Raw genomic sequence first — 25810 nt, 5'->3', positions numbered from 1 at the left:
ATGACCGACACCCAGGCCGCCTTCGCGAAGGTCGCGCCGCTCCTCGAGGGCCAGGCGATCGAGCTCCCCTCGTGGGCCTTCGGCAACTCCGGCACCCGCTTCAAGGTCTTCGGCACTCCCGGCACCCCGCGGAGCGTCGAGGAGAAGATCGCCGACGCCGCCACCGTCCACCGCTTCACCGGCCTGGCGCCCACCGTCGCCCTGCACATCCCGTGGGACCTGGTCGAGGACTTCGGCGCGCTGCGCACCTTCGCCACCGACCACGGGGTCGAGCTCGGCACCATCAACTCCAACACCTTCCAGGACGACGACTACAAGTTCGGCGCCCTGACCCACGTCGACCCCAAGATCCGCCAGAAGGCGATCGACCACCACTTCGAGTGCATCGACGTCATGAACGCGACCGGGTCGCGCGACCTCAAGATCTGGCTCGCCGAGGGCAGCAACTACCCGGGCCAGGCCGACCTCCGCGGCCGCCAGGACCGGCTGGCCGAGTCGCTCGCGACGATCTACGACCGGATCGGCGAGGAGCAGCGCCTGGTGCTCGAGTACAAGTTCTTCGAGCCGGCGTTCTACCACACCGACGTCCCGGACTGGGGCACGTCGTACGCCCAGGTGAGCGCGCTCGGCGAGCGGGCCCTGGTCTGCCTCGACACCGGCCACCACGCCCCCGGCACCAACATCGAGTTCATCACGATGCAGCTGCTGCGCCTGGGCAAGCTCGGCTCGTTCGACTTCAACTCGCGCTTCTACGCCGACGACGACCTGATCGTCGGGGCGGCCGACCCGTTCCAGCTCTTCCGGATCCTCTTCGAGGTGATCCGCGGCGGCGGCTACGGCCCGGCCAACCCGGAGTCGGAGGTCGCGTTCATGCTCGACCAGTGCCACAACGTCGAGGACAAGATCCCCGGCCAGATCCGCTCGGTCCTCAACGTCCAGGAGATGACGGCGCGGGCCCTGCTCGTCGACCGTGACGCCCTGGCCGCCGCCCAGGAGGCCGGCGACGTCCTCGGCGCCAACGAGGTCTTCATGGACGCCTTCCAGACCGACGTCCGCGCCGACCTGGCCGCGTGGCGCGAGGAGCACGGCCTGCCGGCGCACCCGATGAAGGCCTACGCCGCGTCGGGCTACCAGCAGCAGATCGAGGCCGCCCGCGTCGGCGGCACCCAGCTCAGCTGGAACTGACGCTCCTCCCTCCCGACCTCCCGACCTCTCTCACCACACCACGGACAGGAACCATGACCTCCCCTCAGAGCACCAGTGCGGCGGCCGAGCTGATCGCCCGGTCCAACCGTCTCGGCAGCGACCCGAAGAACACCAACTACGCGGGTGGCAACACCTCGGCCAAGGGCACCGAGACCGACCCGGTCACCGGCGAGCCGGTCGAGCTCCTCTGGGTCAAGGGCTCCGGCGGCGACCTCGGCACCCTCCAGGAGTCCGGCCTGGCGGTCCTGCGCCTGGACCGGATGCGCGCGCTCGTCGAGGTCTACCCGGGCCTCGAGCGCGAGGACGAGATGGTCGCGGCGTTCGACTACTGCCTGCACGGCAAGGGCGGTGCCGCGCCGTCGATCGACACCGCGATGCACGGCCTCGTGGACGCCGCGCACGTCGACCACCTGCACCCCGACTCCGGCATCGCCATCGCCACCGCGAAGGACGGCCAGGAGCTGACCGCGACGATCTTCGGCGACCAGGTGGTCTGGGTCCCGTGGCGGCGTCCGGGCTTCCAGCTCGGTCTCGACATCGCCGAGATCAAGGAGAAGAACCCCCAGGCCCGCGGCTGCATCCTCGGCGGCCACGGGATCACCGCGTGGGGCGACACCTCGGCCGAGGCCGAGGAGGCCTCCCTGTGGATCATCGACACCGCCGCCGCCTACATCGCCGAGCACACCAAGGCCGAGCCCTTCGGCCCGCCGCTCGAGGGGTACGCCGCGCTGCCGGCCGACGAGCGCCGCGCCAGGGCTGCCGCCCTCGGTGCGACCATCCGCGGCCTCGCCTCGCAGGACCGGACGATGGTCGGCCACTTCACCGACGCCGACGTCGTCCTCGACTTCCTCGCCGCGAGCGAGCACCCGCGGCTGGCCGAGCTCGGCACCAGCTGCCCCGACCACTTCCTGCGCACCAAGGTCAAGCCCCTCGTGCTCGACCTCCCGGCCTCGGCCACCGTGGAGGAGAGCATCGCGCGGCTCAAGGAGCTGCACGTCGCCTACCGCGAGGACTACCAGGCCTACTACGACCGCAACGCCGTCGCGGACTCGCCCGCCATCCGCGGCGCCGACCCCCTCGTCGTCCTGGTGCCGGGTGTCGGCATGTTCAGCTACGGCAAGGACAAGCAGACCGCCCGGGTCGCCGGGGAGTTCTACGTCAACGCGATCAACGTGATGCGCGGCGCCGAGGGTCTCTCGACCTACGCCCCGATCGACGAGGCGGAGAAGTTCCGCATCGAGTACTGGGCGCTCGAGGAGGCCAAGCTGCAGCGGATGCCGAAGCCCAAGCCGCTCGCCGGCCGGATCGCCCTCGTCACCGGCGCGGCCGGCGGCATCGGCAAGGCCACCGCCAAGAAGCTCGCCGCCGAGGGCGCCTGCGTCGTCGTCGCCGACCTCGACCTGGCCAGGGCCGAGGCCGCGGCCGCCGAGATCGGCGGCTCCGACGTCGCCGTCGGTGTCGCGGCCGACGTGTCGAAGGAGGGTGCCGTCCAGGCCATGGTCGACGCCGCCGTGCTGGCCTTCGGCGGGCTCGACCTCGTCGTCAACAACGCCGGCCTGTCGCTGAGCAAGAGCCTGCTCGACACCACCGAGGCCGACTGGGACCTGCAGCACAACGTCATGGCCAAGGGCTCGTTCCTGGTCTCCAAGGCCGCGGCGCGGGTGCTCATCGACCAGGGGATGGGCGGCGACGTCGTCTACATCTCCTCCAAGAACTCCGTCTTCGCCGGCCCCAACAACATCGCCTACTCCGCCACCAAGGCCGACCAGGCCCACCAGGTGCGGCTGCTGGCCGCCGAGCTCGGCGAGCACGGCGTCAAGGTCAACGGCGTCAACCCCGACGGCGTCGTCGCGGGCTCCGGCATCTTCGCCTCGGGCTGGGGCGCCAACCGTGCCGCCGTCTACGGCGTGGAGGAGAAGGACCTCGGCAAGTTCTACGCCCAGCGCACGATCCTCAAGCGCGAGGTGCTCCCCGAGCACATCGCCAACGCGGTCTTCGTGCTCTGCGGGCCCGACATGACCCACACCACGGGTCTGCACGTGCCCGTCGACGCCGGCGTGGCAGCAGCCTTCCTGCGATGAGCCGGCACCTGCGCGTCGCCGCCGTCGACCTGGGCGCCACCAGCGGCCGGGTGATGGCGGGGCGGGTGGGTCCGGACTCGCTGTCGCTCGACGAGCTGCACCGCTTCCCGAACGGCGGCGTGCGCGCCCACGGCTCGCTCTACTGGGACGTCCTCGGCATCCACCGCGAGGTGCTCGCCGGCGTCCGCGAGATCGCCCGCACCGGGCCGCTCGACGGGATCGGCATCGACTCCTGGGCGATCGACTACGGGCTGCTCGACCGCGACGGCCGGCTGCTGGGCAACCCCTACAGCCACCGCGACTCGCGCACCGACGGGGTCGCGGAGCGCGTGCTCGGCACGGTCGACGCCGCCGAGATGTATGCGACCACCGGCCTGCAGCAGCTGCCGTTCACCACGGTCTACCAGCTCGTCGCCTCCCTCGGGACGGCGGCGCTGGAGTCCGCGGAGACGCTGCTGCTCCTGCCCGACCTGCTGTCCTACTGGCTCACCGGGCACGGTGGCGCCGAGCGCACCAACGCCTCCACGACCGGGCTGTACGACGTCCGGTCGGGGGAGTGGGCCACCGACCTAGCCCGTCAGTGCGGGCTGCCGTGGAGCATCCTGCCGCCGCTGCGCGACGCCGGCGACGTCGTCGGTCCGCTGCTGCCGGAGGTGGCCGAGCACCTGGGCGTGAGCGCCGACGTGCCGGTGGTGGGCGTGGGGTCGCACGACACGGCGTCGGCGGTGGTCGGCGTCCCGGCCGGCGACGAGTCGTTCGCCTACATCTCCTCGGGCACCTGGTCGCTGGTCGGCCTCGAGCTCGAGAAGCCGGTGCTGACCGAGGAGGCGCGCCTGGCCGACTTCACCAACGAGGGCGGCGTCGACGGCACCGTGCGGTTCCTCAAGAACGTGATGGGGCTGTGGGTGCTCTCGGAGTCGGTGCGCACGTGGGCCGACCGCCGGATCGCCGGCACCGACCTCGCCACGCTCCTGCGGGCGGCCGCCGACGCGCCGCCGCTGCGCACCGTCGTCGACGTCAACCACCCCAGCCTGCTCCCGCCCGGCGACATGCCGGCCCGCGTCCAGCGGCTGGCCGAGGACGCCGGCGAGCCGGTGCCGCGCACCCCGCAGGCGATCACCCGCACGATCCTCGACAGCCTGGCGCTGGCCTACCGTCGTCACCTCCGGACGGCGGCGACGCTGGCCGGGCGCGACGTCTCGGTCGTGCACGTGGTCGGCGGCGGGTCGCAGAACGCGCTGCTGTGCCAGCTCACCGCCGACGCGACCGGGCTCCCGGTGCTGGCCGGTCCGGCCGAGGCGGCGGCCCTGGGCAACGTCCTCGTGCAGGCCCGCACCCTCGGCGCCGACCTGCCCGACCTGGCCGCGATGCGCTCCCTCGTGCGCCGCACCCACGAGGTGCGCCGGTTCGAGCCGCGCACCGGCACCGGCCCGGGCACCACCTCGGCCACCGGCTGGGACGCCGCCGAGCGCCGTCTCGGCAGTGCCTCCTGACCGACCCCCCGACCTTCCGAACAGACGAGAGAGTGGCTCCATGAAGCGGCAGATGCCCAAGCGGCGCGACCTCGCCCCGCTGATGAAGTTCAAGAAGCCCGAGGTGTCGCCGAAGAAGCGCCGGCTCGAGAAGGCGCTGACCATCGACGACCTCCGCACGGTCGCCAAGCGGCGCACGCCCAAGCCGGCGTTCGACTACACCGACGGCGCCGCCGACGGCGAGGTCTCGCTGGCCCGCGCCCGCGAGGCGTTCGCCGACGTCGAGTTCCACCCGGCGATCCTGCGTGACGTCTCCACCGTCGACACCTCGCGCGAGGTGCTCGGCCAGCGGGTCGCGCTGCCGTTCGGCATCGCGCCCACCGGGTTCACCCGGATGATGCAGGCCGAGGGCGAGATCGCCGGCGCGACCGCGGCGGCCGCCGCCGGCATCCCGTTCTCGCTCTCGACGATGGGCACCAGCTCCATCGAGGACGTCGCCGCCGCGGCGCCGGCGTCCGAGGGGGCCCGCAACTGGTTCCAGCTCTACATGTGGAAGGACCGCGACCGGTCGATGGCGCTGGTCGACCGGGCCGCGAAGGCCGGCTACGACACGCTGCTGGTCACCGTCGACGTGCCGGTGGCGGGGGCGCGGCTGCGCGACGTCCGCAACGGCATGACGATCCCGCCGACCCTGACGCCGGGCACCGTCCTCAACGCGATCCCGCGGCCGGCCTGGTGGATCAACTTCCTGACCACCGAGCCGTTGGCCTTCGCCTCGCTCGACGCGTGGTCGGGCACCGTCGCCGACCTGCTGGACACCATGTTCGACCCGACCGTCACCTACGACGACCTCGCGTGGATCCGCTCGCAGTGGCCGGGCAAGGTCGTGGTGAAGGGGGTGCAGTCGGTCTCCGACGCGGCCCGGCTCGCCGAGACGGGTGTCGACGCCGTCCTGCTCTCCAACCACGGCGGTCGCCAGCTCGACCGCGCACCGGTCCCGTTCCACCTGCTGCCGCAGGTCGTCAAGGAGATCGGCTCCGGCGTCAGTGGTGGCGGGGTCGAGGTGCACCTCGACACCGGGATCATGTCGGGCCAGGACATCGTCGCCGCGCTCGCGCACGGCGCCGACTTCACCCTCATCGGACGCGCCTACCTCTACGGGCTGATGGCCGGTGGCCGCGAGGGCGTCGACCGCACGATCGAGATCCTCCAGGGCCAGATCGAGCGCACCATGCGCCTGCTCGGCGTCCGGACCCTCGACGAGCTGCAGCCCGAGCACGTCACCGCGCTGCAGCGACTGGCGCCTCGCTCCTGAGATGAGCGGGAGCGGCGATCCAGCGTGGGAGCCCGGGGCCGACGACCTCCGGATCCTGGCCCTGCTCGCCGAGGGACAGACCGTCGGGTCGGTCTCTCGGCGCTCGGGTCTGTCGGAGCGCACCGTGCGGCGGCGCCTGCGGGCCCTCGCCGACGACCTCGGCGTCGACTCGACGATCGAGACGGTCGTCCACGCCGTCCGGCTCGGACTGATCTGAGCCGGGCGCCGATCGGCCGCATCACGCCGGCCCGAACGGTGGTGACGACGGTCACCTGACGCAGCTCCGCGACCGTGGCTCCGGCGTCGTCCCCCGCGACGACCGTCCGCGGCTCCTGACCCCGCTGACCCGTCACCTATAGGTGACGGGTCAGCGTGGATGTTCGCGTGCGTGAACGGTGTCCACATGTAGGACATCCTCTGGCGCCGGGCGGACTGCTGTGAAACGGTTCAATCACAACGTGACGAACGTCACGTGCCGGCGCTAGGGACGTCGGCGACTCACCTCGATCGATGGGGGTCCCCGTGACTCGACGTCCCGTCCGCACCAGCCACACCGGCCGCCGGCTCACCGCCGCGCTGGCGGTGGCCGCCCTGGCCGGCACCACCACCGCCGGCCTGGTGGTCGCCCCGGCGACGGCCGCACCCGCCGCGACCGCCGCCGCGCCCGCCGCGGCAACCGCCGCGGCAGCGGCCACGGCGGCCCCGGACGACGTCAGCGTCGTCGGGCTCACCACGAACGGTCGCACCGACCCGCTCGGCATCCCGGGTGACGCCCCGAGCCTGGGGTGGAAGGCGACGTCGACCGGGCGCGGCGTCGTGCAGACGGCCTACCAGGTCCGGGTGGCCTCCGCCGAGGGCGCGCTCGCCTCTCCCGACGTCTGGGACTCCGGCGAGGTCGCCTCGGCCCGCCAGTCCGACGTCGTCTACGGCGGCCCGGCGCTGGCCTCGCAGACCCGCTACGTGTGGCAGGTCCGCACCTGGGACGGCGACGGCGCGGCCTCCGCGTGGAGCGAGCCGGCGTCGTTCGAGACGGGCATCCTCACCGCGGGCGAGTGGCAGGCCGACTGGATCGGCGAGTCCGAGGCCGGCGAGGTCGACGCGTGGACCGACTACACCGCCGACATCGACTTCGACATCGCCGACATGGCCCTCGGCGTGTTCGTCCGCGCCGCGGACACCCGCAACGCCCTGATGTGGCAGATCTCGGTGGCCGACGGCACCCCGAGGTTCCGGCCGCACAAGCGGGTCGACAACAACTACGTCCTGCTCGACAACAAGGTGATCCCGGGCATCACCGCGGCCCAGCTGCTCGAGGGCACGCACCGCCTGTCGATCACCGTCGACGGCAGCCTCGTCACGACCAGCCTCGACGGCGTCCAGATCGACCAGCGCACCGACACCTCCTTCAGCCGGGGCTTCGTCGGCTTCCGCCAGGACTTCGTCGCCGCGGGCAACGTCGACGAGTCGGCCGACGTCAAGGCCGTGACGGTGACCGCCGAGGACGGTGCCGTGCTGCTCGACACCGACTTCTCGGCCGGCAACCCCTTCACCGGCGGCCGGCTGACCCCCCAGGGCCTCCGGGTCGCCGAGCGCCAGGACGTCCTCTACCGCACCAACGACACCAACAAGCCGCTGCTGCGCACCGCGTTCACGACCGCGCCCGGCAAGACCGTCGAGTCGGCGCGGGTCTACGCCTCCGCCCAGGGGGTCTACGAGCTGCAGCTGAACGGCGAGCAGGTCGGCGACCAGTTCCTCGCGCCCGGCTGGACCGAGTACCGCAAGCGCATCCAGCACCAGACCTACGACGTGACCGACCAGGTGCGGGCCGGCGAGAACGCGTTCGGCGCCGAGGTCGGCGCCGGCTGGTGGTCGGGGAAGATCGCCTCCTTCGGCTTCGACAACTACGGCCCGGACGTCGGCCTGATCGCCCAGCTGCGCATCGACTACACCGACGGCTCGTCGCAGGTCGTCAAGACCGACAGCACGTGGAGGAGCCACTTCGGGCCCTTCGTGCAGGCCGACAACGTCGAGGGCGAGACCTACGACGCCAACGCCGAGCAGCCCGGCTGGGACGGCCCGGGCTTCGACGACGCGGGCTGGAACCCCGTCACGATCGCGACCGACACCTCGGCGCTCCTGGTGCCGCAGCCCGACGAGCCGGTCCGGGTCACCGAGGAGGTCCCCGCGAAGGAGCACACCACGCCGGCCCCCGGCGTGGAGGTCTACGACCTCGGCCAGAACCTGGTCGGCGTCGCCCGGATGCGGCTGCAGGGGCTGCCCGGCCGCACCGTGACCATCCGCTACGGCGAGGAGCTCAACCCCGACGGCTCCCTCTACACCGCCAACCTGCGCAGCGCGAAGGCCACCGACCACTACACCTTCGACGAGACCGGGGTCGCGACCTACACCCCGACGTTCACCCAGCACGGGTTCCGCTACGTCGAGATCAGGGGGACGACGACCGCGCCGGCCCTCGCGGACGTGACCGGCGTCGTGTGGGGCTCCGACCTGGCCGCGACCGGCGACCTCACGACGTCCGACCCGATGCTCAACCAGCTCCAGAGCAACATCTCCTGGGGCCAGCGCGGCAACTTCCTGTCGGTCCCGACCGACACCCCGGCCCGCGACGAGCGGCTCGGCTGGACCGGTGACATCAACGTGTTCGCCCCCACGGCGAGCTACCTGCGCGACACCCGCGGCTTCCTCAGCAAGTGGATGACCGACCTGCGCGACGCCGCCTACACCGACGGCAACGTGCCCGGCATCGCCCCGGTCGTGCCCAACGCCGGCGACTTCGGATCGGGTCTCGGCTGGTCCGACGCGGTCGTCACGGTGCCGTACGCGACGTGGAGGGCCTGGGACGACGGCCGGATCGTGCGCGAGAACTACGGGGCGATGGAGAAGTTCCTCGGCTTCGTGCGCACCAGCGCCGGCGCCGACCTGATCGACTCCGGCCGCGGCCACTGGGAGGACTGGCTGAACCTCGACGACCCGACGGGCGTCGGCGTGCTCGGCACCATGTACTACGCCGAGGACGCGCGGATGCTCTCGGAGATGGCGGCCGCGATCGGCGAGGACGCCGACGCCGCGGAGTACGCAGCGCTCTCGACCGCGGTGCGCGAAGCCTTCGTCGACGAGTTCGTGCAGGCCAACGGGACGGTGCAGGGCAACAGCCAGGCCGGCTACGCGATGGCGCTCGGCATGGACATGATCGCCGACCCGGCGCTGCGCGAGAAGGTCGCGGCGAAGTTCGTCGCCAAGCTGGCCGCGAGCGACAACCACCTGACGACCGGCTTCCTCGGCACGCCGTGGTTGCTGCCGGCGCTGAGCGGCATCGGCCGCGACGACCTCGCCTACACGATGCTGATGCACGAGGACTACCCGTCCTGGGGCTACGAGATCGAGAACGGCGCCACCACGATGTGGGAGCGCTGGAACTCGATCATGCCCGACGGCTCGTTCGGCCCGGTCGACATGAACTCGTTCAACCACTACGCCTACGGCGCGGTCGGCGAGTGGATGTACCAGAACATCGGCGGCATCACCGCCCTCGAGCCCGGCTACCGGAAGTCCCGGATCGCGCCGGTCGTCGGCGGCGGCCTGACCCACGGGGCCGGCGACTTCGACTCCGTCCACGGGCCGATCAGCACCGACTGGACCGTCGAGGGTGACGGCCTGTCGCTCGACGTCGAGGTCCCGGTCAACACCACGGCCGAGGTCGTGCTGGAGGCGGCCAACGCCTACGACGTCACCGAGGGCGGGCTCCTGCTCGGCCTGGTCGACGGCGTGCAGTCGGTCGTCGACGACGGCGACACGGTCACCGTCACGGTCGGCTCCGGCGCCTACGAGTTCGACGTCACCGCCGGCTCCTCCTCGATCGGCGACGCCCTCGTCGCGCTGGACGCCCTCGACGCCCACGTCGACGACCTCGCCGGCGCCCTGACCGCGCCGCAGCGCGAGCTGGTCGAGACCGGGGCGGACGCCGTCCGGGCCGACCTCGTGGCCGCGCTCACCGCCACCCGTTCCGACGCCCCCGGCGACGCCGCGGACGTCGTCGGGTCGCTGGAGGACGCGCTCGAGGCCGTCCGGGCGCTGCGCACCTCGGTGGCCGGCTCCGACATCGGCGCCGCTGCCCGGGCGAGCCTCGACTCCCGGATGGCGCTGGTCGAGGACCTCGTCGGCAACGCGCTCTCGAGCACCCTCGGCGTCTCGGTCACGCTGCCGCCGGTCACCGGCGCCTTCCTGCCCGGCGACGACGTCGTCGGCACGGTGGAGGTGCGCAACGACGGCACCGAGCCGCTCACCGCGCTCGCGGGCACGGTGAGCGTGGCCGGCCTCGGGACGGCGTCCGTGTCGGCGCCGGCCGTCGCGCCCGGCACGTCGGTGCAGCTACCGGTCACCTTCGCGGTGCCGGCGTCCGCCGACCCCGGCGTCCACGACGCGGAGCTGGCCCTCACCTACACCCGCGACGGCGACGTCTCGACGGTCACCGCGACCACCCGCGACTGGGTGTCGGTGACCTCCGGACTCACCACCGGCACGATCGCCGTCGCTGCCGACGTCACCGACCCGGCCGACCACGCGGTCGTCACCGTCCCGGTCTCCAACACCGGCGCCGCCGACGTCCGGGCGCACGTCGCGCTGACCGTGCCCGCGGGCTGGCGGACGATCGCGTCGTCCGACGTGCTGGTCCCGGCCGGCGGCCAGGTGGAGGTGGAGGTGCCGGTGGTCGTGCCGCTGGACCGCTCGAGCGACGCCTTCCCCGTCGACGTCGTCGTGCGCCGGGCCGGTGTGACCCTGGCGGAGCGCAGCGTCGAGCTGACCCTCGCCCTGCCCCGGCCCCCGGCCGCACCGGTCGACCACGTCGACTTCGGCGTCACCGCCTCGGAGAACGCGCACGCCCCCCAGGCCTCGCCGAGCAGCGGCGTCAACACCGAGGCCGGCCTGACCCGCCGCTACGCCAACTCGGGCACGCCCGGGTCGTGGTTCTCGGCCCAGGTGCAGGTGCCGGCGGGCAAGCCGTTCGTGCTCCGCAACGTCGAGACCTACTCCGGCCCCTACACCAAGAAGTACGACGTGTACGTCGACGACGTGCTGGTCCGCGAGCACCTGCTGCCGCGCGCCGAGGGCGGTGAGGGCTTCAAGACCTACGACCTCCTCGTCGACGACCCGGCGGCGCTCGACAACACGGGCACGGTGCGGGTGCGCTACGAGTACCGGCTGGGCACGCGGGCGTCCGACGGGTTCTTCGACCCCTCGATCGCGGACCTCTGGGTGCTGCCCGTCGCGGCCGACACCCGGGCCCCGGACGTCTCGGGCATCGTCTCGTCGGGCACGGCCGGCGCCAACGGCTGGTACCGCTCCGACGTCGAGGTGACCGTGGCGGCCGTCGACGACCGGGACGAGTCGCCGGTCGTCGAGACGCAGGTCGGCGCCGCCTGGGTGGCCTACACCGGTCCGGTCCCGGTCAGCGGCGACGGCCGGAAGGAGCTGCGCCACCGCGCCGGCGACGCGGCCGGGAACGTCTCGGCCATCGGCTCGCTCCCGGTGTGGATCGACGCGACGGCGCCCACGACGGTGCTGACCGCCACCCGCGGTGCCGGGGTGGAGGGCGCGGACACCGCCACCCTCGCCTTCGCCGCGACCGACGCCACGAGCGGCGTGGCCGCGACGGCGTACCGGGTCGACGGTGGCCCCTGGGCCGCCGTGGGCACCGGCCCGGTCCGGGTCGACGGGTTCGGTGAGCACGTCGTCGAGTACGCCTCCACCGACGTCGCCGGCAACGCCGAGCCGGTGCGCCGTGAGGCAGTGACCCTGGCCGACGTGACCACGGTCGCCGCGGTGGTCGCGCCGCAGGTCACCGGCACCGCGAGGCCGGGGGCGACCCTGACGGCCTCGACGGGGTCGTGGAACACCAAGGGCCTCTTGTTCGCCCGGCAGTGGCTGCGCAACGGGACGCCGGTCGCCGGCGCCACCGGTGCGTCGTACAAGGTCGCGGTCGCCGACATCGGTACCCGGCTCTCGGTGCGGGTGACCGCCTCGAAGGCCGGGCTCGCCCCCGGCGTCGCCACCTCGAGCGCCACCTCGCCGGTCGCCCGGATCGCTGCGTCGGCGCTGGCCAGGGTGAGCAGGACCAAGGTCGAGGCGGGCAGGAAGGTCAAGGTCACCGCGGTGGTGAGGGCCGCCGGCGCGACCGCGACCGGCAGGGTGCAGGTGCTCGTCGACGGCAGGGTCGTCAGGACCCTGGCGCTGACCCGCGGCCGGGCCTCGACCCAGGTCGTGGTCAGGAAGGGCAAGCACAAGATCGTCGTCCGCTACCTCGGCTCCACGACCGTGGCGGCGGCGTCCTCGCCCGCCAGGACGGTCCGCGGCACCTGATCCGGCCCCGCAACCACGCTGACCCGTCACCTATGGGGGACGGGTCAGCGAGAAAACCCCGTCGACCCGTCACCCATGGGTGACGGGTCGACGAGGTCGGAAGGGTCAGCGGGCCAGGTCGGGCTCCCGCTCCACGGCGACGTCGGCCGGCTGCGGCCGCTCGAGCTTCTCGCCCTCGACGTCGACGTCGGGGAGGATCTTGTCGAGCCACGCCGGCAGGTACCAGGCCTTCTCGCCCATCAGGTACATCAGAGCCGGGATGAGCACCATCCGCACGATGAACGCGTCGAGGACGACGGCCACGGCGAGGGCGAAGCCCATCGACTTGATGATCGCGTCGTCCTCGAGGATGAAGCCCGAGAAGACCGCGGTCATGATCGCCGCGGCCGCGGCCACGACCCGTGCGCTGTTGCGGAACCCGTCGACGACGGCCTCCCGCGTGCTCATGCCGTGCACGTGGGCCTCGCGGATGCGGGTCACCAGGAAGACCTGGTAGTCCATCGCGAGTCCGAAGACCACCCCGATCAGGAAGATCGGGATGAAGCTGACGATCGGCTGCGGCTCGAAGAGGCCGAACATGCCCTCCTGGAAGATCGCGACCGTCGCGCCGAGGGTCGCCAGCACCGAGAGCAGGAAGCCGAGCGTCGCGGTGAGCGGGACCAGCAGCGACCGGAAGACGATCATCAGCAGGATGAACGCCAGGCCGACGACGATCGTGAGGTACGGCACCAGCGCGTCGGCGAGACGGTCGGAGACGTCGGTGGTGATCGCGGTCAGGCCGGTGACGCCGATGGTCGTGCCGGTGTCCTCCTCGATCCCGGCCTGGCCGTCACGCAGCGCGTTGAGCAGGTCCTGGGTGGCCTCGTCGTCGGGTCCGGCGCTGGGCTGGACCTGGATCAGCGCACCGGTCGGGACGGCGTCGGGGTCGCTCGGGTCCGCGTTGGTGCCGACGACCTGGGCGTTGGCGACGCCGTCCTGCTCGCCGGCCCAGGCGGCGATGTCGCCGAACGAGGCGGCGGGGTCGTCGCTCTCGCGCCCGTCGACGACGATGAGCAGCGGACCCTCGCGGCCGGGGCCGAACTCCTCGCTCATCAGGTCGGAGGCCTTGCGCTGCGTGGTGTCGGACGCGGCGGTCGAGTCGCTCGGGAACGCGAGGTGCAGGCCCTTCAGCGGGATCGCGAGGACACCCAGCGCGACGACGACGAGCAGCGCGGCGGCCAGCGGCTGCTTGCCGATCAGGCGCGCCCACCGGACGCCGTTGTTGAGGATCTGGCCGTCGGCGTCGTGGGCCGGGCGGTACTGGCGCACCTGGCCGCCGAACGCCTTCGACTTCATCATGCCGAGGACGGCCGGGAGCAGCGTGAGCGCGACGAGGACGGCGATCAGCACGGTGCCCGCGGCGGCCAGGCCCATCGAGGTGAGGAACGGGATGCCGACCACCGCGAGGGCCGAGAGCGCGATGAGCACGGTGAGGCCGGCGAAGACGACCGCGGAACCGGCGGTGCCCACCGCGATGCCGACGGCCTGCTGCCGGTCCTCGGTGTGACGCAGCTCGGAGCGGTAGCGGGCCAGGATGAAGAGCGTGTAGTCGATCCCGACCGCGAGCCCGATCATCGACGACAGCGCCGTCGTGCTCGAGTTGAGGTCCATGAACGCCGTCATGGCGGTGACGCCGGTCAGTCCGATGATGACGCCGAAGACGGCGCTCACGATCGGCATGCCGGCCGCCACGAGGGAGCCGAAGGTGAGCAGCAGGATGACCAGGGCGATCCCGATGCCGATCAGCTCGGCGGTGCCGCCGCCGAACGACTGGATCTGCGAGCCGGACCCGTTGGCCTCGACCGTGAGGCCGGCGTCGCGGGCGGACCCCATCGCCTCGTCGAGGGCGTCGAGCGTGCCCTGCTCGAGGTCGGTCGGGGAGTCGACGTCGAGGTCGAAGGCGATGATCCCGGCGCGCCCGTCCTCCGAGAGGGGCGAGAGCGCCTGGGCGTTCGCCCGGGCCGCGTCGAGGTCGGTGCCGGCGGTGCGGGCCTGCTCGACGATCGTGTCGCGCTGGGTCGCCGCGAGGTCGATTGGGTTGCCGAGCTGCGGGTTGTCGGCCGCGTCCTGGGAGACCTGCGGGAGTGCGGCGAGGTCGTCGACCAGCGTGGTGAGCGCCGCCTGGTACGTCGGCTCGTCGAGCCTGGCGCCCTCGGGTGCGGCGACGACGACGTTGATGTTGGTCTGCGCGAAGGCGTCCTGGGAGTCAGGGAAGAGCTCGGCCTGGAGGTCGGCGGCCTTCTCCGAGGGGATGCCCGGGATGGTGAAGGCGTCGTTGAACGGCTTCGAGAAGCCGGCCGCCGCGCCGACGACCACGACGAGGAGGGTCAGCCAGCCGGCGAGGAAGATCGGCCAGCGGCGGTAGGCCGTCTTGCCGAGCCGGTAGAGATAGGTGGCCATCGAGGTTCTCCTGAGGGTTGTGGCCGGACGGGGTGCGAGCGGGTGGTGCTGAGGTCGGGGACCCGGGCGGTGAACCGGGTCGGGGACGGGACGGTGGCTACGAGGACGCGCCCAGCAGCGACCGGGCGGTGCGCAGGCTCTGGTCGAAGTGGTGGCTGAACGGTTGTTCGTCGGCGTCGTGGATGAACCCGTCGAGCGCGGCGTCGAAGAGCGCGACGAGCAGCTTGATCGCGACCTTGGCGCCGGCGGCGCCGAACGCGGCGCCCTCGCGGACGACGACGTGCTCGACGATCTCCGCGCTGAGCGCCTCGTACCGCTCGTGCGCGAGGCTGTGCAGGCGCGGTGCGGACAGCAGGACGCGCCGCGAGCACGAGAGCAGCTCGCGGTCGGAGATCTTCTCGTCGAAGAGCGGCGTCACGAGCGTGCGCAGGTCGAGCACCAGGTCGTGGTGCGGGCCGCCGGCGCGGAAGGTCGCCAGCGCGTCGGCGTCGAAGACCGGCCAGTCGCCCAGGATGGCGTCGAGCTTGCCGGGGAAGTAGTTGAACAGGGTGCGGCGCGACACCTCGGCCGCGTCGGCGAGGTCGTCCATGGTGAAGCCGTCGAGCCCGTGCCGGTCGGTCAGGAGCAGCGCGCTGCGGGTGATCCGCCACGACGTGGCGGCCCGGTCTCTCGTTGCACTCCTGGTCACAAGAGTGCATTCTGCACTCTGGAGGTTACGAGTGCAAAACGGCTGCGTGTGATCCGTGCGACGTCCAGCCAGCCGCCCGGGGTCGGGCGGCCCCGGGCCGGGCGCGCCCGGGCGCCGTCCCGACGGGGGTCAGCGTCGCGTGATGTACGGCGTGGCGTTGACGGCCAGGGTCTGGCCGGTGACCGGGACGCTGCCCAGCGCCTCGTCGCAGGCCGCGACGACGTCGTCGTCGAGGGAGATGCCGGCGGCGGCGGCGTTCGCGTGCACCTGCTCCGGCCGGGAGGCGCCGGTGATCGCCGAGGCGAGCTCCGGTCCGCGCAGGGTCCAGGCCAGGGCGAGCTCGGGGAGCGTGTGGCCGATGCCCTCGGCGATCGGCACCAGGCGCTGGACCGCCTCGACGGCCTCCTCGCTGTAGACGATGTCCTGGGCGGCGTTCATCGAGGACTGCACGAAGCGGGACTCGGCCGGGAAGTCCTCGCCGGGCTTGTACTTGCCGGTCAGCAGTCCCTGCGCGAGCGGGGACCAGACGACCTGCGAGATGCCGTGCTCCATGCAGAGCGGGAAGATCTGGTCCTCGGGGGCGCGCCAGAGCATCGAGTACTGCGGCTGCGAGGAGACGAACAGGTCCTCGCCGCCGATCTCGATCGCGGCCTTGACCTGCTCCGGCGTCCACTCGCTGAACCCGAGGTAGCGCGCCTTGCCGTCGGTGACGACCTTCTGCAGGGCCTCGACGGTGTCCTCGAGCGGGACGTCGGCGTCGAAGCGGTGCGCCTGGTACAGGTCGACGTGGTCGACGCGGAGCCGGCGCAGCGACGCATCGATCTGCTTCGCGACCTGGTCGGGTGCGAGCCCCCGGTCGGCCTCGTCGTCCGACATCTGCCCGAACACCTTGGTCGCCAGCACGTAGGAGTCGCGCGGGTGCTCCGACAGGATCTCGCCCCACGCCTCCTCCGCCGCGCCGCGCCCGTAGACGTTGGCGGTGTCGAAGAAGTTGATCCCGGCGTCGAACGCGGCCTCGGTGCAGGCCCGGGTGCGGTCGGCCTCGACGCCGCCGGAGTAGGTGAGCCAGCTGCCGAGGGAGATCACGGAGACCTCGAGGTCGGAGCTGCCGAGCTGGCGGAACTTCATGTCGGACATGGCTCGACGCTAGGCCGGTGGGTCGACGCCCGGGACCACCCGGAGGGCTGGCCGGCCGGTCAGCAGGCGGCAGGTCTGCTCGAGGTGGTCGCGCATGGCGGTCTCGGCGGCGAGCGGGTCGCCGGCGCGGACGGCGGCCACGATCGGCGCGTGCTCGGCGTGGATCTCGCGCAGCGTCCGGCCGGTGGCGGTCGTCGGTGGCCCGAGCAGGGCGGTGGTCGAGCGCAGCTGCTCCACGATCGCGGCGGCACGGGTGTTGCCGGCGCGGGTGAGGAGGGCGCGGTGCAGGGCGTGGTCGGCGGCCCAGAACGCCGGCGCGTCGTCGTCGTCGACGGCCGCGGCCATCACGGCGAGGCAGTCGGCGGCCTCCGGGCAGCCGAGGGTGGCCGCCCGGCCGGCGGCGGCCGGCTCGAGGGCGAGGCGGATCTCGAAGATCTCCTCGACGTCGCGGGCTCGGGGCAGGACCACCCGGAAGCCCCGGTTGCGGGCGATCTCGACGAGCCCGGCCTCGGCCAGGCGCAGCATCGCCTCCCGCACCGGGCTGCGGGAGACGCCGAGCAGCGCGGCCAGCTGGTAGACCGAGTACGTCGCCCCCGGCACGAGCTCGCCGTCCTGGACGCCGTCGCGCACCGCGGTGATCACGGCGTCGGTCAGCGAGGGCGCCTCCGCTGGCAGGGAGAGGGTCGGCACGAGTAACATGTTACCCATGACGACCGGCGAGGTGCTCGACACGGCTCTCGGAGCAGACGTCGGTGCGCAGCTGCGCCGCGCCGGCCTGGAGGTCCGCGACGACGCCGGCACCCGCGCGATGTACTCCTCCGACGCCTCGCTCTACCGGATCCCGCCGCTCGCGGTGGTCCGCCCCCGCGACGTCGACGAGGTCGCGGCCGCGCTCGCCGTGGCCCGCGCGACCGGGATCCCGGTCACGTCGCGCGGCGCCGGCACCTCGGTCGCCGGCAACGCCGTCGGGCGCGGCATCGTCCTCGACTTCTCCCGCCACCTCGGGCGGGTGCTCTCGGTCGACCCCGACGCCCGCACCGCCGTCGTCGAGCCCGGCACCGTGCACGCCGTCCTGCAGCGGGCGGTCGCACCGCACGGCGTCCGGTTCGGGCCCGACCCGTCGACCCACCCGCGCTGCACGATCGGCGGGATGATCGGCAACAACGCCTGCGGCTCGCGGTCGCTGGCCTACGGCCGCACCTCCGACAACGTCGCCGGGCTCCGGCTGCTCACCGCCGCCGGCGACACGATCGAGACCGGCTACGACGCGTCCGGGATCCCGTTCGCGCGCGGGGGGGACGACGTGCTGGCCGGCGTCCGGTCGGTGATGGGTGCGCACCTCGCCACCGCCCGCACCGAGCTCGACCGCTTCGGCCGGCAGGTCTCGGGGTACGCCGCGCAGCACCTGCTGCCCGAGCGGTTCGACCTCACCCAGGCGCTCGTCGGGTCCGAGGGCACGTGGGGCGTGATCACCGAGGCCACCGTGAAGCTGGTCGTCGACGCCCCGGTCCGGGTGGTCGTCGTCCTCGGCTTCGACGACATCGTCGCCGCGGGCGAGGCGGCGCCGTCCGTCGTCGAGCACGGCCCGACGTCGTGCGAGGGCCTCGACTCGCGGCTGCTGTCGGTGCTCCGCGCCCGCCGCGGCGAGGGCGCCGTCCCGCCGCTGCCGCGAGGGAACGCCTGGCTCTTCGTCGAGCTCGCCGGCGACGACCGGGCCGAGGTCGTCGACCGCGCCGAGCGGCTCGCCGCCGCGGGTCTCGGCGTCGACAGCCTCGTCGTCACCGACCCCCTCACCCAGGCCCGGCTCTGGCGGATCCGCGAGGACGGCGCCGGCATGGCCGGCCGCTCGCCGGCCGACCGTCCGGCCTGGCCCGGCTGGGAGGACGCCGCCGTCCCGCCGCACATGCTCGGCTCCTACCTGGCCCGCTTCGACGAGCTCGTGACGTCCTACGGCATGACGTCGGCGCCGTTCGGCCACTTCGGCGACGGCTGCATGCACGTGCGGCTCGACTACCCGCTCGACCGGCCCGACGGCACCGCGGTGCTGCGCGCGTTCCTCACCGACGCGGCCAGGCTGGTGGGGGAGTACGGCGGGTCGCTGTCGGGTGAGCACGGCGACGGCCGGGCGCGCAGCGAGCTGCTCCCGCACATGTACTCCGCCGACGCGATCGCGATGTTCGGCGGGCTCAAGCACGCCTTCGACCCGACCAACCTCCTCAACCCCGGCGTGCTGGTCGACCCCGACCCGGTCGACGCCGACGTGCGGGTGGCAGGCACCTTCCCGCTCGGTCGCACGCGCCTCGCGATGGCCTACCCCCACGACGACGGCGACCTGGCCCAGGCCGTGCACCGCTGCACCGGCGTCGGCAAGTGCCGGGCCGACAACGCGGCCGCCGGGGGAGTCATGTGCCCGTCGTACCTGGCGACGCGGGAGGAGAAGGACTCCACCCGCGGCCGCGCGCGCGTCCTGCAGGAGGTGGTGCGCGGCGAGCTCGCGTGGAGCGCGCCCGAGGTGCACGACGCGATGGACCTGTGCCTGTCGTGCAAGGGCTGCGCCTCCGACTGCCCCACCGGCATCGACATGGCGACCTACAAGTCGGAGGTGCTGCACCAGACCTACCGGCGCCGGCTGCGTCCCCGCTCGCACTACACGCTCGGGCGGCTGCCGTTCTGGGCGCGGATCGCCGGGGTGGCGCCGCGGCTGGCCAACCTGGCGGTGCGGCTCCCGCTGGTCGGGGCGCTCGCGCTGTGGCTGGCCGGGGTCGACCGGCGGCGCTCGGTGCCGGCGTTCGCGCGTCGTCCGTTCCGGCGCTCGTACGCCGGCCCGTCGGCCGCGGCGCAGGACGGGACGCCGGTCATCCTCTGGGTGGACTCCTTCAGCGACTCCTTCGACCCCGAGGTCGCCGCCGCGACCGTGCGCGTGCTCGAGGCGGCCGGTTACGCGCCGCGGCTGCCCGAGGACCGGCTCTGCTGCGGGCTGACCTGGATCACCACCGGCCAGCTCGACGCGGCGAGGAAGATCCTGGGGCGCACCGTCGCCTCGCTCGCGGAGGCCGCCCGCGCCGGCGTCCCGATCGTGGGGCTGGAGCCGTCGTGCACCGGCGTGCTGCGCAGCGACGCCCTCGAGCTGGTGCCCGGCCCGGACGCCGAGGCGGTGGCCGCGTCGGTGCGGACGCTCGCCGAGCTGCTCACCTCGACCCCGGGCTGGACCGCGCCCGACCTGACCGGCACGACCCTGGTCGCCCAGCCGCACTGCCACCACCACGCGGTGATGGGGTGGCAGGCCGACGCCGCCCTGCTCGCCGCGACCGGCGCCACCGTCGACCGGATCTCCGGGTGCTGCGGCCTCGCGGGCAACTTCGGCGTCGAGATCGGGCACTACGACGTCTCGGTCGCGGTCGCCGGGCAGCAGCTCCTCCCGGCCCTGGACGCCGCCCCCGACGCCCTCGTGCTCGCCGACGGGTTCTCCTGCCGCACCCAGGTCGCCGACCTCCGCGACCGGCCCGCCGTCCACCTGGCCCAGCTGCTCGACCCGGCCCGCACCTCGCGGTAGTCCCGGACGATCGGCCCCACCCTCCCGCGGGAGATGGGGCCGATCGTCCGGGACTACCCCCGGCCGGCGGCAGCACAGGGGGTCAGTCGCGGGGCGTGACGATCGCCCAGGGCCGGTCCCAGCCCCCGAGGGAGACCTGGCCCGACTCCCACTGCTCGCGGGTGACGGTGACGCTCTGGCCGGCGCCCGGCTCGTAGAAGCTGAGGTCGCCACCCTCGGCGCCGGTCACCAGGACGACGTGGCGCGGGACGGTGCCGTCGCCGACGAAGACCGGGACGGCGTGACCGGCCTGGCTGGCCGCGACGAGCTTGTCGTAGCTCGAGCCGGCGTCCTCCCAGCGCACGTAGTCGACGCCGTACGTCGTGCCGGGGACACCGGACCCGCCGGTCGACGACATCTCCTGGGCGAGCGGCCCGGGTGCGGTGCCGAGGGCCATCGGCCAGGCCGACTGCAGGTCGCCGTCGCGGTCGAACCAGCCGTTGGTGCGCTCGTGCATCGCCAGCGCCTCGGCGGCGAACCGCTCCTGCGCGGTGCCGCCGACGCTCCGGCCGGTGGCGGGGTCGAAGCCGTCGACGACCTGCATCGCGTACGCCGGGTTGTTGATCATCCGCGCCATGACCAGGCTCGACGAGCCGCAGGTGGTGCCGTCGGGCTGCACGGCCTGCGCACCGCGGAACGTCGACGGGTCGAGCGCCGCGCGCTGCTCCGGCGTCATCGCGGCCAGTCGCTCTTCGTAGCGCTGGAGCGCCTCGCCCCGCAGCCCGGCCGCCGCCGCCCGGTCGAGGAGGGCCTGGGTCCGGGGGTCACCGGCGCCCGGCCCACCCGAACCACCCGGTCCACCCGAGCCGCCCGGTCCACCGGCGAACCCGAGCGCCCCGGCCCCGGTGGCCGACGCGCCCTCGCCGGAGACGTCGTCCTGGGCCCGAGCCTCGGCCAGGACCAGTCGCGCGATCTCGGCGACGGCCGTGGCGACCGCGTCGAGGCTGGGGCGGTGGGTGCCGTCCCAGGTGGCGCGGGTGTCGTCGGCGTCCGCGCCGAACCAGTCGAACGCGGTCAGCGCCTGACCGACGGTGGTGGCGATCCGCAGGATCTCCTGCGACCCGCTCTCGAGCTGCGACCCGGCCTGCAGCCCGGCCGCGGTGTCCATCCCGTGCGTGACCGTCATGGGCCGACGGTAGGCGCCGCGGCGGCGCCGCGGGAGCCGTAACGTTCCGGGCCGGTGCCGGACGGCCGGCGCCGGCCCGGCGGCGCAGGCCCGGCGGCGCCGGACGGCAGGGTCAGACGGCGGTCTCGACCGCGACCGCCTCGCGGCCGTCCTCCGCGCGCGCCACCCGCGCGTGCAGGTGCGGGACGAACGCGGTGATGGCGACGCCGACGAAGGCGGCGATCGCGCCGATGAGGAAGCAGAGCTCGTAGGCGTCGCGGGTCGGGACGCCCGTGGCGCCGACCGAGCCGGACAGCACGGTGGTCATCACGGCGGCCGCCGTGGTGGTGCCGACCGAGCGCATCAGCCCGTTGACGCCGACGGCGGAGCCGGCCTCGTTGCGGGGGACCGAGACCATGATGAGGGTCGGCATGGCGGCGTACCCGATGCCGACGCCGGCGCAGGCCACCATCGAGGCGATCAGCAGCTGCCAGGGGGCGTTCATCAGGAAGAAGGCGACCAGGTAGCCCGCGCCGAGGACGGCGGCGCCGACCATGAGGGTGCGCTTGGCGCCGAAGACGGTCATCAGCCGGCTCGAGACCGGCGCGAACGCCATCATGACCAGCCCGCCGGGAGCCATCCAGAGGCCGGCCTGCAGCATCGTCTGGCCCATGCCGTGGCCGGTCGACTCGGGCAGCTGGAGCAGCTGCGGGACGACGATCGACTGCGCCATCATGCCGAACCCGATCGCCACGGCGGCCAGGTTGGTGAGCAGCACCGGACGCCGCGCGCTCACGCGCAGGTCGACGAGGGGCGCGGCCTGGCGCAGCTCGAAGGCACCCCAGACGAGCAGGACGGCGACGCCGCCGACCAGGGCGCCCAGGGTGCGGCCGCTGGTCCAGCCCCACTCGTTGCCCTTCGAGACGCCGACCAGGACGGCGACCAGGCCGACCGCGAGGCCGAGCGCGCCGCCCAGGTCGAGCCGTCCGCCGACGGCGTTCTCGACCTTCGGGACGAGCGTGAGCACCAGGACGAGCAGGACGGCGGCCAGGATCGCCGACATCCAGAAGAGCGCGTGCCAGTCGAAGGTCTGCGCGACCCAGGCCGAGAGCGGCAGGCCGATCGCGCCGCCGACACCGAGGGTGGCGCTGATGGCGGCGATCGCGGTGTTGGCCATCTCGGCCGGGACGACCTCGCGCACCAGCGCGATGCTCACCGGGATGAAGCCCATCGCCAGGCCCTGCAGGGCCCGACCGGCGAGCATCGGCGCGAGCGAGTCGGACATCGCGCAGATGACGGAGCCGACGACCAGGACCCCGGCGCTGGTGATGATCACCCGCGGCTTGCCGAACATGTCGCCGAGGCGCCCGCTGATCGGCATCACGACCGCGGCGGCGAGCAGGGTGATGGTGACGACCCAGCCGGCGTTGGCCACGGAGGTGCCGAGCAGCGAGGGCAGCTCGCCCTGGATCGGGATGACGAGGGTCTGGGTGAGGGAGACGCTCATGCCGCCGAAACACAGGACGATGACGGTGAGGAGCGCACGCGAAGGCTTGGATTCCACGATGTGTACCGTACACATTCATGGTCGCTCTGCCACCATTCGTGACCATGACCACCGAACCGGCCGCCGGCCCACCCCTGCGGACCGACGACCTCGCCGCTCTCGGTGACGAGCTGGTCCGCCTCCAGCACCGCCGGACGACGGTGTACGAGGGCACGGTGCTCGAGGCGTCGGCCTGGCGGATCCTGCGGGTGCTCGCCGACGGCGAGCCGCGCAGCCTGCGGATGCTCGCGGGCGACCTCGACCTCGAGCAGTCCACGGTCAACCGGCAGGTCAACGCGGCGATCACCGCCGGCTACCTCGAGCGCTTCGAGGTGCCCGGCGCCGCGAGCAGGCTGGTGCGGCCCTCGGCGCGGGGCCGGGAGGCCTACGAGCACGACGGCCGGATCCGCGCGAGCCTCATCCAGACCGCGCTCGACGAGATCGGTCCCGAGCGGTCGGCGGGGCTGATCGCCGACCTCCGGGCCTTCAACGACGCCTGGGACCGCGCTATCGCCGCCCGCGCCGAAGGGTGAGTGCGGCCGGGTTCCCGCCCGGACCGGCCACCCGCGGGTTACCGTCTGCGGACCCTCCACCGACCGAAACCGAGACCACGTGACCACGCCGGCCGCTGCCGCGCACACCCCGGCCTACGGCGTCGCCACCCTCACGACGTGCGACACCGAGCCGATCCACGTGCCCGGGGCCATCCAGCCGCACGGCGTCCTGCTCGCCCTCGACACGTCGTACGTCGCGGTGATGGTGTCCGCGAACACCGTCGAGCTCCTCGGGGTGCCGGCCGAGGCCGCCGTCGGTCGCTCCCTGGTCGAGCTGGTCGGCGTGGACCTGGCAGCGCTCGTCGAGCTGCGGGTCGCCGACGGCTACCCGACCGAGCCGCTGGTCGTCGTCCACGGTGGCCGGGAGGTCGACGTCCGGGTGCACGCCTCCGGCGACCGGACCGTCGTCGAGCTCGAGCCGCTGGTCCGCGACGAGGGCGGGGCGGGCAGCTACCGCTCGGCGCGCAGCGCGATGACCCGGCTGGCGCAGACCACCTCCCTGGAGCAGCTCACCGACCTGCTGGCCCGCGAGGTCCGCAACCTGTCGGGGTTCGACCGGGTGATGGTCTACCGCTTCGACGAGGAGTGGAACGGCGAGGTGATCGCCGAGACCAAGCGCGACGACCTCAACCCGTTCCTCGGGCTGCACTACCCCGCGACCGACATCCCGGCCCAGGCCCGCCGGCTCTACACGCTCAACCCGATCCGGCTGATCGCCGACATCGGCTACGTCCCGGTGCCGCTGCACCCGGTCTTCGACCCCGGCACCGACCGGCCGCTGGACCTGTCGTTCGCGTCGCTGCGCAGCGTCTCGCCGATCCACGTCGAGTACCTCTCCCACATGGGCGTCACCGCCTCGATGTCGATCTCGATCGTCATCGACGACGAGCTCTGGGGCCTGATCGCCTGTCACCACTACTCCGGCGCCCACCGGCCCAGCCAGGACGCGCGCGCCGCCGCCGAGTTCGTCACCGAGGTGGCCTCGCACCTCGTCGCGCACCGGGAGCGGGCCGACGCGCGCGAGGCAGCGGTCGCGACGCAGACGCTCGTCGCCGCCCTGACGTCGCGGATGTCGGCCAGCGACCAGCCGCCGCTCGACGCGATGATCGCCGACCCGTCCCTGCTCGCCCTCGTCGACGCCACCGGGCTCGCGCTCAACTTCGACGGGGCGATCCGCACGGTCGGCTCGGTGCCGCCGCCCGAGGTCCTGCAGCGGATCGCCGACCTCACCGACGACCCCGACCACTACGTCAGCTCGACCCGCCACCTCGCCGGCCTCGACCCCGAGCTCGCCGGGCTCGCCGCGACCTGCTCCGGCGTCCTGCGGATCGGCAGCCAGGCCGACCGGTGGCTGATGTGGTTCCGGCCCGAGCAGCCGCAGGTCGTCGACTGGGGCGGCGACCCGTCCAACAAGCGGCTGGCGGCGCAGGAGGGCGCGCACGTGCGGCTCAGCCCGCGGCGCTCGTTCGAGAAGTGGCGCGAGGTCACCCACGGCCGGAGCGAGCCGTTCCGGCCCTGGCACCTGGACGCCGCCGACGAGCTCGGCCGCCACACCAACTCGCTGCTGCTGCTCCGGTCGCGCGAGCAGATCACGATGGCCGAGTCGATGCAGCGCTCGGTCGTCCTCGACCGGGCGCCGACGTTCGAGGGCGTCGAGCTGGTCGCGCGCTACCGGCCGGCGTCGTCGTACCAGCTGGGCGGCGACTGGTGGGACGCCTTCGAGCTGCCCGGACGCCGGCTGGTGTTCGTCGTCGGCGACGTCGCCGGCCACGGGGTGGCCGCCGCCACCGCGATGACGCAGCTCCGCACGGCCCTGCGCGCCTACCTCTACGAGGGGCACTCGCCGGCGCAGTGCCTCGACCGGCTCGACCGGCTGATGGACGGCCTGCTCGGCCTCGGCATCGCCACCGCGCTGGTCGCCGTCCTCGACCTCGGGACCGGGGAGGTCGAGATCGCCAGCGCCGGGCACCCGGCGCCGCTGCTGGTCGGGGCCGACTCCGCCCACGAGCTCGACGTCGAGCGCCGTCCGCTCCTCGGCGTCGGGTCCGGCACGGCGCCGACGACCCGCGTGGTGCTCGGGGCCGACGTGATGCTGGCGATGTTCACCGACGGCCTCGTCGAGCGCCGCGGCGCCGACCTCGGCGAGCGCACGGAGCGGCTGCTCGAGCTGGCCGCGCGTCGTCCGGCCGGTGAGGGCATGGACGGCTGGGCCGACCGGGTCCTCGGCGCGCTCGACAGCACCGACGACGACACGACGCTGCTCGTGCTGCGGCGCTCGCCGCCGGCCTGAGCGGTCG

Annotated in this window: 15 protein-coding genes; 9 read left to right on the top strand and 6 right to left on the bottom strand. The window is 73.4% G+C overall.

Annotated elements, in window-relative coordinates:
• From rhaI to E4623_RS05780, 6 genes are all read left to right on the top strand, one after another.
• Positions 1 to 1185, top strand: coding sequence for an L-rhamnose isomerase (gene rhaI, locus E4623_RS05810; RefSeq protein ID WP_134765590.1), 1185 nt, complete (start codon positions 1 to 3; stop codon positions 1183 to 1185).
• A gap of 53 nt (positions 1186 to 1238) precedes the next feature.
• A complete protein-coding gene (locus tag E4623_RS05805) occupies positions 1239 to 3287 on the top strand; it encodes a bifunctional aldolase/short-chain dehydrogenase (RefSeq protein WP_134765589.1) in 2049 nt (682 codons plus the stop codon).
• Complete coding sequence (locus tag E4623_RS05800; RefSeq protein WP_134765588.1) at positions 3284 to 4780, top strand: rhamnulokinase family protein; 1497 nt, start codon at positions 3284 to 3286, stop codon at positions 4778 to 4780. Before E4623_RS05805 ends, E4623_RS05800 begins: the two co-directional genes overlap by 4 nt.
• 40 nt (positions 4781 to 4820) lie before the next feature.
• The gene (locus E4623_RS05795; protein WP_134765587.1) at positions 4821 to 6074 is read left to right on the top strand and encodes an alpha-hydroxy acid oxidase; all 1254 of its coding nucleotides are present in this window, start codon (positions 4821 to 4823) and stop codon (positions 6072 to 6074) included.
• A 1-nt stretch (position 6075) separates the two neighbouring features.
• Positions 6076 to 6291: a helix-turn-helix domain-containing protein gene (locus E4623_RS05790; RefSeq protein WP_134765586.1), complete on the top strand. Its 216-nt coding sequence runs from the start codon at positions 6076 to 6078 to the stop codon at positions 6289 to 6291.
• A gap of 305 nt (positions 6292 to 6596) precedes the next feature.
• Positions 6597 to 12452, top strand: coding sequence for a family 78 glycoside hydrolase catalytic domain (locus E4623_RS05780; RefSeq protein WP_167736498.1), 5856 nt, complete (start codon positions 6597 to 6599; stop codon positions 12450 to 12452).
• Positions 12453 to 12557: 105 nt separating this feature from the next.
• Here the strand turns inward: E4623_RS05780 and E4623_RS05775 are convergent, their stop codons facing one another.
• The 4 genes from E4623_RS05775 to E4623_RS05760 all read right to left on the bottom strand — a co-directional run bounded on the left by E4623_RS05775 (position 12558) and on the right by E4623_RS05760 (position 17406).
• The gene (locus E4623_RS05775) at positions 12558 to 14891 is read right to left on the bottom strand and encodes an MMPL family transporter (protein WP_134765584.1); all 2334 of its coding nucleotides are present in this window, start codon (positions 14889 to 14891) and stop codon (positions 12558 to 12560) included.
• 97 nt (positions 14892 to 14988) lie between these two features.
• Positions 14989 to 15579 (bottom strand): TetR family transcriptional regulator, encoded by a 591-nt coding sequence (locus E4623_RS05770; RefSeq protein ID WP_134765583.1) that lies wholly within the window; start codon positions 15577 to 15579, stop codon positions 14989 to 14991.
• 129 nt (positions 15580 to 15708) lie between these two features.
• Positions 15709 to 16716 (bottom strand): aldo/keto reductase, encoded by a 1008-nt coding sequence (locus E4623_RS05765; protein ID WP_209020534.1) that lies wholly within the window; start codon positions 16714 to 16716, stop codon positions 15709 to 15711.
• A 9-nt stretch (positions 16717 to 16725) separates the two neighbouring features.
• Entirely contained in the window at positions 16726 to 17406 is a 681-nt protein-coding gene (locus E4623_RS05760) for a GntR family transcriptional regulator (RefSeq protein ID WP_134765582.1), read from the bottom strand.
• 16 nt (positions 17407 to 17422) lie between these two features.
• On the opposite strand from E4623_RS05760, the gene E4623_RS05755 reads away from it, so the two are divergent.
• Positions 17423 to 20269, top strand: a complete 2847-nt coding sequence (locus tag E4623_RS05755; protein WP_134765581.1) for an FAD-binding and (Fe-S)-binding domain-containing protein — start codon at positions 17423 to 17425, stop codon at positions 20267 to 20269.
• Positions 20270 to 20351: 82 nt separating this feature from the next.
• Here the strand turns inward: E4623_RS05755 and E4623_RS22920 are convergent, their stop codons facing one another.
• Together E4623_RS22920 and E4623_RS05740 are read right to left on the bottom strand one after the other, a co-directional pair.
• Positions 20352 to 21434, bottom strand: a complete 1083-nt coding sequence (locus E4623_RS22920) for a hypothetical protein (protein WP_209020533.1) — start codon at positions 21432 to 21434, stop codon at positions 20352 to 20354.
• Positions 21435 to 21546: 112 nt separating this feature from the next.
• Entirely contained in the window at positions 21547 to 22977 is a 1431-nt protein-coding gene (locus E4623_RS05740; protein ID WP_209020532.1) for an MFS transporter, read from the bottom strand.
• 47 nt (positions 22978 to 23024) lie between these two features.
• On the opposite strand from E4623_RS05740, the gene E4623_RS05735 reads away from it, so the two are divergent.
• Positions 23025 to 23492, top strand: a complete 468-nt coding sequence (locus E4623_RS05735; RefSeq protein ID WP_134765579.1) for a MarR family winged helix-turn-helix transcriptional regulator — start codon at positions 23025 to 23027, stop codon at positions 23490 to 23492.
• A 79-nt stretch (positions 23493 to 23571) separates the two neighbouring features.
• Entirely contained in the window at positions 23572 to 25803 is a 2232-nt protein-coding gene (locus E4623_RS05730) for a SpoIIE family protein phosphatase (protein ID WP_134765578.1), read from the top strand.
• Positions 25804 to 25810 lie beyond the last annotated feature (7 nt).

Source organism: Nocardioides sp. 1609, assembly GCF_004522105.1.
GTDB lineage: Bacteria > Actinomycetota > Actinomycetes > Propionibacteriales > Nocardioidaceae > Nocardioides.
The sequence above is the reverse complement of the archived record's forward strand: the minus strand, read 5'-3'. Positions and strand labels throughout refer to the sequence as shown.

Coding starts and splice junctions, on each gene's coding strand:
- E4623_RS05800 (WP_134765588.1), top strand. CDS start 3,284: ATGAGCCGGCACCTGCGCGTCGCCGCCGTCGACCTGGGCGCCACCAGC.
- E4623_RS05765 (WP_209020534.1), bottom strand. CDS start 16,716: ATGTCCGACATGAAGTTCCGCCAGCTCGGCAGCTCCGACCTCGAGGTC.
- E4623_RS05755 (WP_134765581.1), top strand. CDS start 17,423: ATGACGACCGGCGAGGTGCTCGACACGGCTCTCGGAGCAGACGTCGGT.
- E4623_RS05775 (WP_134765584.1), bottom strand. CDS start 14,891: ATGGCCACCTATCTCTACCGGCTCGGCAAGACGGCCTACCGCCGCTGG.
- E4623_RS05805 (WP_134765589.1), top strand. CDS start 1,239: ATGACCTCCCCTCAGAGCACCAGTGCGGCGGCCGAGCTGATCGCCCGG.
- E4623_RS05790 (WP_134765586.1), top strand. CDS start 6,076: ATGAGCGGGAGCGGCGATCCAGCGTGGGAGCCCGGGGCCGACGACCTC.
- E4623_RS05795 (WP_134765587.1), top strand. CDS start 4,821: ATGAAGCGGCAGATGCCCAAGCGGCGCGACCTCGCCCCGCTGATGAAG.
- E4623_RS22920 (WP_209020533.1), bottom strand. CDS start 21,434: ATGACGGTCACGCACGGGATGGACACCGCGGCCGGGCTGCAGGCCGGG.
- E4623_RS05735 (WP_134765579.1), top strand. CDS start 23,025: ATGACCACCGAACCGGCCGCCGGCCCACCCCTGCGGACCGACGACCTC.
- rhaI (WP_134765590.1), top strand. CDS start 1: ATGACCGACACCCAGGCCGCCTTCGCGAAGGTCGCGCCGCTCCTCGAG.